Annotated in this window: 11 protein-coding genes; 3 read left to right on the forward strand and 8 right to left on the reverse strand. The window is 69.6% G+C overall.

All coding sequences use genetic code 11. The annotated features are described in order from the left end of the window. Nucleotides 1-14: 14 nt before the first annotated feature. The 3 genes from ABZU43_RS11635 to ABZU43_RS11645 form a co-directional block, all read right to left on the reverse strand. A complete protein-coding gene (locus tag ABZU43_RS11635; RefSeq protein WP_355006451.1) occupies nt 15-242 on the reverse strand; it encodes a ferredoxin in 228 nt (75 codons plus the stop codon). Continuing rightward, the gene (locus ABZU43_RS11640; RefSeq protein WP_355006452.1) at nt 239-1,468 is read right to left on the reverse strand and encodes a cytochrome P450; all 1,230 of its coding nucleotides are present in this window, start codon (nt 1,466-1,468) and stop codon (nt 239-241) included. The genes ABZU43_RS11635 and ABZU43_RS11640 overlap by 4 nt, the downstream gene beginning before the upstream one ends. Before the next feature lie 233 nt (nt 1,469-1,701). Continuing rightward, nucleotides 1,702-2,475, reverse strand: coding sequence for a hypothetical protein (locus ABZU43_RS11645; RefSeq protein ID WP_355006453.1), 774 nt, complete (start codon nt 2,473-2,475; stop codon nt 1,702-1,704). A gap of 213 nt (nt 2,476-2,688) precedes the next feature. Here ABZU43_RS11645 and ABZU43_RS11650 point away from each other — a divergent pair, with 213 nt between their 5' ends. Continuing rightward, a complete protein-coding gene (locus ABZU43_RS11650; RefSeq protein WP_355006454.1) occupies nt 2,689-4,965 on the forward strand; it encodes a glycoside hydrolase family 44 protein in 2,277 nt (758 codons plus the stop codon). A 141-nt stretch (nt 4,966-5,106) separates the two neighbouring features. Here ABZU43_RS11650 and ABZU43_RS11655 read toward each other — a convergent pair whose 3' ends face one another. Next, nucleotides 5,107-5,604, reverse strand: a complete 498-nt coding sequence (locus ABZU43_RS11655; RefSeq protein WP_355006455.1) for an LURP-one-related family protein — start codon at nt 5,602-5,604, stop codon at nt 5,107-5,109. Nucleotides 5,605-6,067: 463 nt separating this feature from the next. On the opposite strand from ABZU43_RS11655, the gene ABZU43_RS11660 reads away from it, so the two are divergent. Further along, nucleotides 6,068-7,567, forward strand: coding sequence for a protein kinase (locus tag ABZU43_RS11660; RefSeq protein ID WP_355006467.1), 1,500 nt, complete (start codon nt 6,068-6,070; stop codon nt 7,565-7,567). An 81-nt stretch (nt 7,568-7,648) separates the two neighbouring features. Here the strand turns inward: ABZU43_RS11660 and ABZU43_RS11665 are convergent, their stop codons facing one another. Next, nucleotides 7,649-8,071, reverse strand: a complete 423-nt coding sequence (locus ABZU43_RS11665; protein ID WP_355006456.1) for an ATP-binding protein — start codon at nt 8,069-8,071, stop codon at nt 7,649-7,651. A 188-nt stretch (nt 8,072-8,259) separates the two neighbouring features. Between ABZU43_RS11665 and ABZU43_RS11670 the strand changes: the two genes are divergently transcribed. Then, on the forward strand, nt 8,260-8,625 hold the full coding sequence (locus ABZU43_RS11670) for an STAS domain-containing protein (protein WP_355006457.1): 366 nt from the start codon (nt 8,260-8,262) through the stop codon (nt 8,623-8,625). Between the two features lies 1 nt (nt 8,626). Here the strand turns inward: ABZU43_RS11670 and ABZU43_RS11675 are convergent, their stop codons facing one another. The 3 genes from ABZU43_RS11675 to ABZU43_RS11685 form a co-directional block, all read right to left on the reverse strand. Then, nucleotides 8,627-9,862: a PP2C family protein-serine/threonine phosphatase gene (locus ABZU43_RS11675; protein ID WP_355006458.1), complete on the reverse strand. Its 1,236-nt coding sequence runs from the start codon at nt 9,860-9,862 to the stop codon at nt 8,627-8,629. Between the two features lie 164 nt (nt 9,863-10,026). Further along, nucleotides 10,027-10,524, reverse strand: a complete 498-nt coding sequence (locus ABZU43_RS11680) for a hypothetical protein (protein WP_355006459.1) — start codon at nt 10,522-10,524, stop codon at nt 10,027-10,029. Next, nucleotides 10,524-11,042 carry a SigE family RNA polymerase sigma factor gene (locus ABZU43_RS11685; RefSeq protein WP_355006460.1) on the reverse strand — a complete coding sequence of 173 codons (519 nt, stop codon included), beginning with the start codon at nt 11,040-11,042 and terminating at the stop codon, nt 10,524-10,526. The genes ABZU43_RS11680 and ABZU43_RS11685 overlap by 1 nt, the downstream gene beginning before the upstream one ends. Between the last annotated feature and the right edge of the window lie 178 nt (nt 11,043-11,220).

Genomic DNA, 11,220 nt, shown 5'->3' on the forward strand with positions numbered 1-11,220 from the left:
GGCTCGATCTCGGGTCACTCCTGCGGCGCGATCAGCCGGTCGTCGGTGGTGTCGTGGACCGTGATCGCCTCCACCGGGCACGAGTCGGCGGCGTCGAGGATGACGTCGTCCGGGACGACGACGTCGGTCAGCGGCGTGGACCGGCCGTCGACCAGGCGGAAGTGCTCGGGCGCGGTGCCGGCGCAGATGCTCGTGCCGATGCAGCGGCCCGAGTCCACCCCGATTCGCCAGGCGGTGCTCACCAGGCCACCGGCATGCCGAGCAGGCCCCGCACCAACATGCCCCGCTTCCACCGCAGATCTGCTTCCGGTACGGCGAGCCGCAACCCGGGCAGGCGAGTCACGAGGGTGGCGACGGCGACCTGCAACTCCATGCGGGCCAGCTGCGCGCCGACGCAGTGGTGTACGCCGTGGCCAAAGCCCAGGTGCGGGTTCTGCTCGCGGGCGAGATCCAGCCGGTCCGGGTCGGCGAAGACGGTGCCGTCCCGATTCGCCGACGACAGTGAGCCGAGAACCGGCTCACCTGCCCGGACCAGCACCCCGCCGACCTCGACGTCCTCCTTGGCGTACCTGGCGAATGAGGAGCCGACGCCGAGCGGCACGTACCGCAGCAGTTCCTCGACCGCGGCCGGCACCAGCGACGGGTCGGCCCGCAGCCGAGCGAGCTGGTCCGGATTGTGCAGCAGGACGTAGACGAAGTTGGGGATCTGGGTGACTGTGGTCTCGTGGCCGGCCGCGAGCAGCCCTGCGGCCAGCTCCACCAGCTCGGTTTCGCTGAGCCGATCCTGATTCTCGTCGCGGGCCCGCACCAACGCGCCGAGCAGGTCGTCGATCCCGGGCTCGCGGCGGCGCTCGGCGACCAGACCACCGATGTAGCCCCAGAGGTTGTTCAGGTACTCCTGGATCGTCTCCGCGGGCAGGGAGGTGGTCGAGACGATCGCCTCGGACCAGATGTGGAAGCGGTCGCGGTCGGCGTACGGGACTCCGAGCAGCTCGCAGATCACCTGGATCGGCAGCGGCGTGGCGACGTGCTCCACCAGGTCGGCCGGAGGACCGAGCTGGACCATGGTGTCGACCAGCGCGTCGGCGATCTCCTGGGTTCGGGGTCGCAGCGCCTCCACCCGACGTGCCGTGAACGCCTTCGCCACCAGCCGGCGCAGCCGAGTGTGATCGGGCGGGTCCAAGGTCAGCATGCCGCTGTACTGCTGGCGCGGGGTGAGCCGGGGCTCGTCACGCTGGACGGCCGGAGCGCGACCGAACCGCACGTCGCCGAGGACCGTACGGACGTCCTCGTACCGGGTGGCGAGCCACGCCTCCTCGCCGTAGGGAAGCTTCACCCGGGTCATCGGTTCGTTCTCGCGCAGCTCGCCATAGGTCGGGTCGACGACCAGGCGGTCGGGCACACTGAACGGGTACGGCCGCGCGGGCGGGAGGCTTCGGCTCTCGGTGGTCTGCGCGCTCTCCGTCATCCGGATTCCCTTCGTCGAGACGGCGTGGATCCTCAGGTCGGCACCACGTTCGTAGCGGCGCCGGATTGCCAGCGTCCAGGGCTTGCGGACAGAACACATCAACGCTCAGTAATCCATCGATGTCGGATCGTAGCGGGAGATGTCGATGATCGCCATGGAGGCCGGTCCGCGTCGCCGGGGTGCGGCAGCAAGGCCGCACCCCGGCAGAGAGCCTCCGAGTCACCGGCCTCAGATCAGCAGCCGAGCCGCTTGCTCGAGAGGGCGATGTCGTCGATCCAGAGGTCGAACTCGCCCGGCGTCGTGCCGCCCTGGTAGAGCTGCCAGCCGATCTTCACCGTGTCGACCGTCGGCAGGACAAAGGGCACGTTGTTGCCACCGTGGTCGGTCGTGGAGGCTGTCAACTCCGGGTTCGCCACGCCATCGATCCACACCTCGACGCGGTTGTCCGCCGAGTCGATCTTCCACTCGAAGCACTGCCAGGTGTCCTCAACGACCGGGGCGGACTCCCGCCAGTTGGTCCAGTCGCCGGTCGGACCGCCGTCGGCGCCGATCCCCCAGAAGGTTCCGGGGACCGTGGGCGCGTACTGCCCCCCGACCGGCCGGACGACCTCCGCGCTGCCGGTGCCGGTCGCTTCCACCAGCGTGAAGTGCGCCCAGTCCGGGGCCGTGGGGAAGGCGTCGACGCGTAGACGCATCCGCCCGTAGAAGCGGTTGCCCGGCGCGGCGAAGTCGTCGACGCGCAGGAACGCACGTCCGTTGTCAACGGTGCGGATGTGCAGCGCCTGGTTGCCACGACGGGCACGTTCGACGGTGAGCGTGCCGTGGCGGGTGTCGACGCCCCAGTTCAACGTGCTGGGCCCCCCGGGAGGCAGTCGCTCGAAGTCCTCACAGAAGAGCAGGCCACGGGGGCACGAGGGCCGGGAGGCCCCGGATGCCCCGGCCGGGACGCTGCCGACTGCGGCGCCGAGGATCAGGGCGGCGCTGAACACAGCGAGAAATCTGCGCATTGTCATCCTCCAGGACGGCTGGTCTCCCACCACAGGGGCCGGGCCAGCAGGAACGTTCCGGTCATGCGACGCTGAGGTACGCATAGATAGACGTCAGTATAAGTGAAGCCGACCTGCCGCTCGCCAACTGCCCCTGAGTTGGGCGTTGACTCGAAGCCGCGAAGACGTAACGCTGTGGAAGCGCTCCCATCGGCGAGCTCCTATGCGAAAGGAATGCTCGTGCGTCCCACCACAGCTCTACTTCCGGTCGTGCTCGCCACGGCCCTCGGCGGTCTGGCCCTGCCGGAGCCCGCCCTGGCCGCGGCCGGCCCGGCGCTGGCCGTGGACACCACTGCCGCCCGGCACCAGATCAGCCCGTACATCTACGGCATGAACTTCGCCGACCAAGCCCTCGCCAGCGACCTGCGATTGCCGGTGCACCGCTACGGTGGCAACGCCACCACCCGCTACAACTTCCGTGCCGACACCACCAACCGCGCGTCGGACTGGTACTTCGAGAACATCCCCAACGACAACCCGAGCCCCGGCGACCTCCCGAAGGGCTCGGAGAGCGATCGGTTCGTGCAGCAGAACAAGGCCACCGGCGCCGCCACGGTCATGACGGTGCCGATGCTCGGCTGGATCGCCAAGGACCGGTCGCGGGCCTGTGGCTTCAGCGTCGCCAAGTACGGCCCGCAGGAGTCCACCGACACCTGGGCACCGGACTGTGGCAACGGCAAGAAGCCGGACGGGACGCTGGTCACCGGCAACGATCCGAAGGACACCAGCGTCGCCGTCGGCCCGGAGTACGTCACCGACTTCGTCAACCACCTCAAGGGGCAGTTCGGCGCCGCCACCGACGGCGGGGTCCAGTTCTACAACCTGGACAACGAGCCGGACCTGTGGCAATCCACCCACCGCGACGTCCGCCCGACCGGCATGGGATACGACGAGCTACGCGACCGCACCTACGAGTACGCCGCCGCGATCAAGGCTGCCGACCCCGGCGCGAAGACGCTCGGTCCAGTCGGCTGGGGCCTCAACTCGATCATCTTCTCGGGCCTCGACCAGGACACCTGCTCACGCACCGGATGCTGGTCGAACCCACCGGACAAGGCCGCGCACGGCGGCCAGGACCTCGGCCCGTGGTACCTGGACCGGATGCGCGAGTACGAGCAGCAGCACGGCACCCGCATCCTCGACTACTTCGACGTCCACCTCTACCCGCAGCAGTCCGGCGTGCTCGGTGACGCGGCCGGCGACGCCAACACCCAGGCGCTGCGGCTGCGCTCGACCCGCCAACTCTGGGACCCGACCTACGTGGACGAAAGCTGGATCAACAGTCCGGTCCGGTTCATCCCGCGCCTGCGCGAGTTGGTCGACCAGCACTACCCAGGCACGAAGGTCGCGATGACCGAGTACAACTGGGGTGGCTTCGGGTCGCTCAACGGCGCCCTCGCCCAGGCTGACGTACTCGGCATCTTCGGCCGCGAAGGGCTCGACCTGGCCACCCTCTGGACCGCGCCCACGGCCGACCAACCGGTGGCCAACGCGTTCCGCGTCTACCGCAACTACGACGGCAAGGGCGGCGCGTTCGGCGAGACCTCCGTCCAGGCGACCAGCGCCGACCAGGGCAAGTTGGCGGTGTACGCCGCCGAGCGCAGCGCCGACAAGGCCCTCACGGTGGTCGTCGTCAACAAGACCGGCGACGACCTGACCAGCCCGGTCGCCCTCACCGGGGCCTCCGCCAGCACCGCTCAGGTCTACCGCTACAGCGGGGCGGATCTCAGCGGCGTCGTCCGGGAGGCAGACCTTCCGGTGACCGCTGGCGACCTCACGACCACCTTCCCGGCCAACTCCATCACCCACCTGGTGCTGCCGCGCGGCACCACGCCCGGCGACACCCAGGCCCCGACCGTCCCGGGCAAGCCGACCGCCGGCACGATCACCGGTGACAGCGTCGCGCTGACCTGGACGCCGTCCACCGACAACACCGCCGTCACCGGCTACGACGTGCACCGGGTCGACACCGCCGGCACCGTGAAGGTGGGCAGCGCCACCGGCACCGCGTACACCGTCACCGGGTTGACGCCGGACACCCCGTACACCTTCGTGGTGACCGCCCGCGACGCGGCGGGCAACGTCTCGGCGGCCTCGCCCGGCCTGACAGTGCGGACCGCGCCCACCGCCCCGACCGGCGGCTGCACGGTCGCCTACACGGCGAACAGTTGGCCGGGCGGCTTCACCGCGACACTGACTATCAAGAACACCGGCACCACCGCTGTCGACGGCTGGAAACTCGCCTTCGACTTCCCCACCACCGGCCAGAAGGTCAGCCAGGGGTGGTCGGCCACCTGGAAACAGAGCGGAACGAGCGTCACAGCGGACAGCATGAGTTGGAACGGCAGGCTCGCCCCCGGCGCGTCCACCAGCATCGGCTTCAACGGCACCTGGAGCGGCACCAATCCGGCGCCGACCGCCTTCAACCTCAACGGTCAACGCTGCGGGTGAGCTGAGAGATTCCTATCCCCGCGCCGACGGAGCAGGCCGGAGGGGTCGGGGTGCAGCAGCACCCGACCCCTCCGCCCTCGAGCGGCCGTCCGGGCCAGACCCGTGGCCCGACCCCGCGCACCGCGGTTGCCGCCCAGACGGTCAGTCCTCGTCGGCCTTCTTCTTGTCACGGTTCATGGCCAGGTCGAGCGCGAGGACGCTACCGATGATGAGCAGCGGGTCCACGCCGGCGGTGACCTGCACGGCGTAGGTGTCCCGGATCGTCAGCCACCGCTTGGAGACCGAGGCCACCTCGGTGCCGTCGCGTTCGATCACGTACTCGTGGTCGAGCAGGTCACCCTTCATCTCCAGGTCATCGGGCCCCGGCACGTCGATGGTGAACTTGTCGCGGAACGGCGTGAGCAGCTTCTTGCGAACCTCAGCGGCCTTCTCGCCGCCGATGCGGATCTCGTACGTGGGACGCAGCGCCACCAGGTGCCGGTGCAGCGTGGCGACCTCACGGCCGGTGGCGTCCTCGATGACGACCTTGTCGCGGACGCTGAGCACCTTGCCGTCGACGTGGAAGACCTTGGTGCCGTGCTCGTCGAGCACGTCGAAGTCGTCGCCGATCGAGAAGAACCGCTCCTTGATGACAAACATGAGTCGATTGTCCCCCACCGCACACCGAAGTGCCGGCCGGGCCGACTGGGGGCACCGCCAGCAATCGGCTCGCCCTGGACTTCCCCGGGTGATCGTGCGGAGGGCCAGCGCGGCAGACGTGGCGGCGCTCGCGGGGCTACGCGGCATCGACGAGGGCAGACTCAGTGCGTACACCGACTGGGTGGCCTCCCACAGGGACACACATCTGCCGTTCGTCGCCGAGATCGACGGGCACGTCGTCGGCGCCGCCTGGCTCCACGTCTCAGCCACCACCGCCAGATCCTGCTCTGGGAGCCGGCCGGTTCCTGAGGCCTCGGGTCAGCCCGCTGGCCACCGGAGCGCGCCCGGTTGATCGGGTAGCCCGTGGCCCCAAGCGACGGGACCTTGCCCGTGACGGCCTCTGACCAGCGTGGAATGCGGTCGCCCTGCCGCCTAGGGTCCACTCTGGCAAGCTGTCCCAGTGATGGTCGGTGATCTGCTGGACGGCAGGTATCAGGTCGAGAGCCGTCTCGGCGCTGGCGGCATGTCGGTCGTCTGGCGGGCGTGGGACCGCGTCCTCGAACGTGGGGTGGCAGTCAAGGTCCTGGCCGGCGCGCAGGCCGCCGCCCGAGGCGCGCGGCAACGCGTCCAGGCAGAGGCCAGGGCCGCAGCGGGGCTCTGGCACCCGCACGTGACGAGTGTGTACGACTATGGCGAGCACACCGATGCCGCCGGCCGCCAGGTCTCGTACGTGGTGATGGAACTGCTGCCCGGCGAGACCCTGTCCGAGCGCCTTGCCGCCGGTCCGCTGCCGCCGGCCGTCGCGATGCGGACGTGCGCGCAGGTCGCCGAGGCGCTCGCCGCCGCGCACGAACGTCAGCTTGTGCACCGGGACATCAAGCCGTCCAACGTGATGCTGACACCGGCCGGTGTGAAGGTGGTCGATTTCGGTATCGCCACCACAGTGGGTCGGCCGGAGCTGGAGGCGGACGGACAACTGTTGGGCACTGCGGCCTACCTCGCGCCGGAACGGCTCGCCGGTGGCACTGTCCTGCCCGCTTCCGATGTCTACGCGCTCGGGCTGTTGCTGTACCGAACGCTGACCAACGAGCTGCCCTGGTCGGCGGAGACCCCCACGCAGATGTTGACGGCTCACGTGTACGTCGATCCGGCGCCGCTGCCGGACATCGAGGGCGTGTCACCGGAGGTTCACCGCCTCCTCGACCGTTGCCTCGCCCGGGACCCCGCGGATCGACCGGACGCCGCGGAGGTGGCCGCGGCCCTGCACGGCCTCGCCGATGACGCCGAGCGCCGGGTGAAACAGGCGGCGCAGTCGGCATCCGTCCCGCCCGTGTCGGCCCCGCCCACCGCCGACCCCGCTCCCGATCGGCGTCGCCGCATCCCGAATGCCGTGTTGATCCCCGTTCTCATGGCGACGGCAGCGACCGTTTCGCTAGTGCTCCCTCAGTTCGTACCTGGCGACGGCGGATCGGGCGGCATCGCCGCACGTGAGGGTGCCGCTCGGCCCGACGCTGCCCTCGATGTGTCTGCCACCGAGACACCTGCTGCCCGGCAGACGTCCGCGGAGCCCGCACCAGTCTCTCGACCAAGCCGCACGGTGGCCGCTCCGGCTGGGCCGCTTGAATCGAGCGCCGGAGCCGGTTCATCGGCCGGCCCTGGTCCTACGACGTCAGCCAGTGCCGAACGGTCGACGGTCCCGTCCAGTGCCGCGCCGGCGCCGACCTCCCCGAAGCCAGGCACGGCCCTGCGGGCACTCGGTGGTGTGGTGACAGTGCTCTGCACCGGCGATCAGGCTCGCGTTGTGGACGTCGCTCCTGCCGCCGGCTACCGCCTCAAGGATTACCACCCCGGGCCGGCCAAGGAGATCCAGGTGGTGCTGTTGTCCGCGGGCAACAGGAGCGAGATCAAGGCGCGGTGTGACCACGGCACGCTGTTGCCGAAGATCAAGGAGAGCCGTCAGTGAGCTGACGACACGCTCCGTAGTGGTGGTATTGCACCGACCGCCTGGTGACGCACGTCGGCGCCGGGCGGGCATTTCCGGTCATCAGGTCGACTGAGGCAGCGGGTCGGCGAGGTATTTGGTGATGCGGAGCAGCACCTGATCCGGTGGCCCGGCGACGAAGGCCGCCGCGTCGGCAAGTGCGGCGATCAAGGGCAGCCCACGGCCGCCGACGGTGAGCGGGTCGGGCAGGTCGACGTCGAGCCGCCCAGCGCCGTTGGGACTACTGCCGCGGTTGCCGACCTCGAGCAGGCACATGTGATCATCGATATCGATGCTGATGTCGACGGTGCTGTCGAGATCGGCGTGCATCACCGCGTTGGCGCATGCCTCGGTGATCAGCACGGCGAGATGGCCACGAGACTCCTCGGTGGCCTCGGTGAGGCTCAGCAAGGTGACGAGTGTGTGGCGGGCTCGGGTCACCGAGGTCGGCTGCCGCGGCAGCGACAGCGTCATGGTCACGCGCATCGCGAAGTTCCTCCTCGACCCGTACGCAACCGCGCCGGGCTGAAGCGGGACGCACCGGCTGTTGTCAGCCTTACCCGGGGTTGCTGAGCTGAAACGGTCAAGATGTCCGCTCGACGTACACCTGCCGGCGGCGCTTCGCCCGCCGGCAGAATAGAGTATGCGGGGATCATCGGCGTGGGGAGTGTGTCGTGGACTTGCTGTTGTCGGCCCGGCCGGGCCGGGGTTGCACCGTGCTTGAGGTGCGCGGCGAGCTGGACATGGCGACGTCTCCGCAGTTGCGCGAGGGTCTGCAACGGTTGGTTGACGCCGGTGAACCGCAGGTGGTGGTGGATCTGGCCGGGGTGGGCTTCATGGATTCCAGCGCACTGGGTGCGCTGGTGGTGATGTTCAAGGCGATGCGTGTCGCTGACGGACGGTTGTCCGTCGCCGCGGCGCAGCCCGCCGTGCGTAACGTGCTGACGGTCACATCGGTGGATCGGGTCATCGACGTGTATGACAGCGTGCAGGCCGCCGAGGCGAGCGTGCCGTCCGCCGATGACGCGACGGGCCGGTAGCTCAGTCAGGCAGCGCGGCGCTGGCGCGCGCCTGGTCGGCGCCGGCGCTAGTCCGCCGCTCCTCGCTGTGCCCGCCGTGCCAGTCCAGGATGAACAGCGTGGCATCGTCGGCGAGGGTCGGTCCGCTGACCTCGAGCGCGGCGTCGGCCAGGGCCCGGGCAGCCTCACGCGGGTGCAGGTGAGCAATCGACCGCAGCATGTTCGGTAGATCCAGTTTGGCGGCGTTACGCTCCCGCATGCCATCGGTGAGCAGTACCAGACGGTCGCCGGGTCGCAGCGTGATCTCGCCATCGCGGTAACCGGCCCCGGCGAACATACCCAGGGGAAAGTTGGCCGGTAGCGGCAGCGACCGGACGTCCCCGTCGCGCACCAGCAGCGGCGGCACGTGCCCGGCGTTGAGCAGCGCGCACACGCCGGTACGCAGGTCGAGGCGGCCGAGGATCGCGGTGATGTAACTGCCCGGCACGGCGGCGTGTTCGGCCACCTCGGCATCCGCGGTGTCAGCCTGTGCCACCAGAGCAGCCGTGCCGCGGCGACGGCTGTTGCGCAGGCTGCCCACGCCCAGGGTGGCGGTCAGCGCGCTGGCCACCCCGTGGCCCATCGCGTCGGTGACGCTGAAGTGCAGCACGTCGCGGGCAAGGCTGTAATCGAAGGTGTCCCCGCCGACGCTGGCGGCGGGCTCCAGCCAGCCGGACAGGGTGAACGCACTACTCTCACAGGTGAACGAGGCGGGCAGCAGGCGGCGCTGGATCTCGCCGGACAGGGTGAACGGGGTCGTGCGTTGCCCCCACTCGAACAGATCGGTGTACCGCCGGTTGGCGATCACCACGAACGCCAGCACGTGCGCCGTGCGGGCGATCTCCTGCAGCATCGCCGGGGCGGGCTCGTCAGGCAGGATCATCTCGAGCAGACCGATCGCCTCACCACGGTCGGTCACCGGCGCCAACACCATCCATCCGTCAGGCTGCGCGAAAACCCCCGCTGTCTGGCTGCGTAGCGCCTGCTCGGCGGGGCCGTTGTCGAACGGCATCACCGTGGCAACCTCGTCACCGTCCCGGCGGCCGTCACCGGCACCGCCGAGCGGCACATGGGCCAACCGGACCAGCGCCCGACCGCTGAGGTCCGCGATCAGGAATGACACGCTGCGCGCACCCAGCGCCGCACCGAGCTCCCGGGTGACCGCCTCGACTGCATCGACCGGCGAGGCGTTCTCCGCCGCGTCCAACATCTGCGTCATGATCCGTCCTCGACTGGTCTGCACTGACAGAGCCTACGAGACCCGCCGGCCATCGCCGAGCACAAGGACCGTCACCGCCGCGCTGCCAACCCAGCGGACCACACTCAGGCGTGCAGGTGGCCGGGGCCGCGGATCCTCAGCCCGGGGACTTCCCGGGCAGGCGGTCAGGACGTGCAGAACGACGCCGGCTCGGTCAGGTTCAGGTCCTTGCAGTCCCAACCGGTGCCCTGGTCGTGGAATCGCCAGCCCGTGGCGGCCGTGTAATGGAACAGGTAGATGACGGCGCCAGCGTCCGGACGCTGCACGTCGGCCGCCGCCCACGTCTCGACGCAGTCCACTGCCCTGGAAGCGAAAGTCCAGCCCGCCGGCAGCTCGACCAGGGTCCCGAGGGTCTGCGTCGTCGGACAGGTGGGATTTTGGGGTCCATCACTGGTGCTGGTGGATCCGGGTGGCGTCGGAGGGTCGGGTCTGTCACGGGTGGCGAAGGCGACCGTGCCGCCGATGGCGAACACCAGCGTCGCCGCCGCTGCGCCGGTGGTGAGCGCTGTCCGCCGTTGTGACTGCCGCGACTTGCGCAGGGTGCGCTCGTACATGTCGGCGGTGCCGCCGTGCTCGCTCAGATCCGACATGGCCTGACGCAGGGGCCCGAGGTTGTTGGTCATCAGGCCTCCTCCATCACTGCCGAAAGCAGCTCGGGCGCTATCTCCCGCATGCGGGCCAGAGCCTTGCTGGTCTGACTCTTGATCGTGCCGACTGAGCATTGCAGCAGATCCGCGGTCTCGGCCTCGCTGCGGTCCTCGAAGAACCGCGCCACCAGCACGGCGCGTTGCCGCTGGGTGAGTTGAGCGAGAGCCTGGTGCAGGGCAAGCTTGAGATCAGTGCGGCGAGCATGGTCGCTGCCGGGCTGAACCACATCGGCCAGTTCGCCGGGCAGGGACTCGGCTACCTTGCGGCGCCGCCACCAGCTCACATGCTGGTGGTACATGGCGGTGCGGGTGTACGCCTCGAAGTGCCCGGGATCATTGAGCCGGCGCCGGCCCCGGTGCGTGCGGGCCAGCGCGTCCTGCACCAGGTCCTCGGCGAGGTGCCGGTCGCCGGTCAGCAGGAACGCCGTTCGCAGCAACGCCGGCGAGCGGGTCCGCACGAACTCACAGAAAAGATCGTCCACGGATTGCGCCATGCCGAGCTCGTCCCCCCACGTACCCGACGTCCTTCAGGCAGCAGCGGCGTCGATGCGGCCGATTGACTGTGGCGCACACCTTAGCTACCGCCCTTCTCCGACCGCGACCGGCACGGCCGGACGGGCAGATCCTGACACGATCAGGCCGTCCGGGCACCTGCCCGCAGGGAGTCGATGG

It is taken from the genome of Micromonospora sp. NPDC005205, assembly GCF_040608275.1.
GTDB lineage: Bacteria > Actinomycetota > Actinomycetes > Mycobacteriales > Micromonosporaceae > Micromonospora.

What these genes read in the sequence shown, in the direction of transcription:
- ABZU43_RS11640 (WP_355006452.1), bottom strand. Translation starts at nt 1,468, where the DNA reads ATGACGGAGAGCGCGCAGACCACCGAGAGCCGAAGCCTCCCGCCCGCG.
- ABZU43_RS11645 (WP_355006453.1), bottom strand. Translation starts at nt 2,475, where the DNA reads ATGCGCAGATTTCTCGCTGTGTTCAGCGCCGCCCTGATCCTCGGCGCC.
- ABZU43_RS11650 (WP_355006454.1), top strand. Translation starts at nt 2,689, where the DNA reads ATGCTCGTGCGTCCCACCACAGCTCTACTTCCGGTCGTGCTCGCCACG.
- ABZU43_RS11655 (WP_355006455.1), bottom strand. Translation starts at nt 5,604, where the DNA reads ATGTTTGTCATCAAGGAGCGGTTCTTCTCGATCGGCGACGACTTCGAC.
- ABZU43_RS11660 (WP_355006467.1), top strand. Translation starts at nt 6,068, where the DNA reads ATGGTCGGTGATCTGCTGGACGGCAGGTATCAGGTCGAGAGCCGTCTC.
- ABZU43_RS11665 (WP_355006456.1), bottom strand. Translation starts at nt 8,071, where the DNA reads ATGCGCGTGACCATGACGCTGTCGCTGCCGCGGCAGCCGACCTCGGTG.
- ABZU43_RS11675 (WP_355006458.1), bottom strand. Translation starts at nt 9,862, where the DNA reads ATGACGCAGATGTTGGACGCGGCGGAGAACGCCTCGCCGGTCGATGCA.
- ABZU43_RS11680 (WP_355006459.1), bottom strand. Translation starts at nt 10,524, where the DNA reads ATGACCAACAACCTCGGGCCCCTGCGTCAGGCCATGTCGGATCTGAGC.
- ABZU43_RS11685 (WP_355006460.1), bottom strand. Translation starts at nt 11,042, where the DNA reads ATGGCGCAATCCGTGGACGATCTTTTCTGTGAGTTCGTGCGGACCCGC.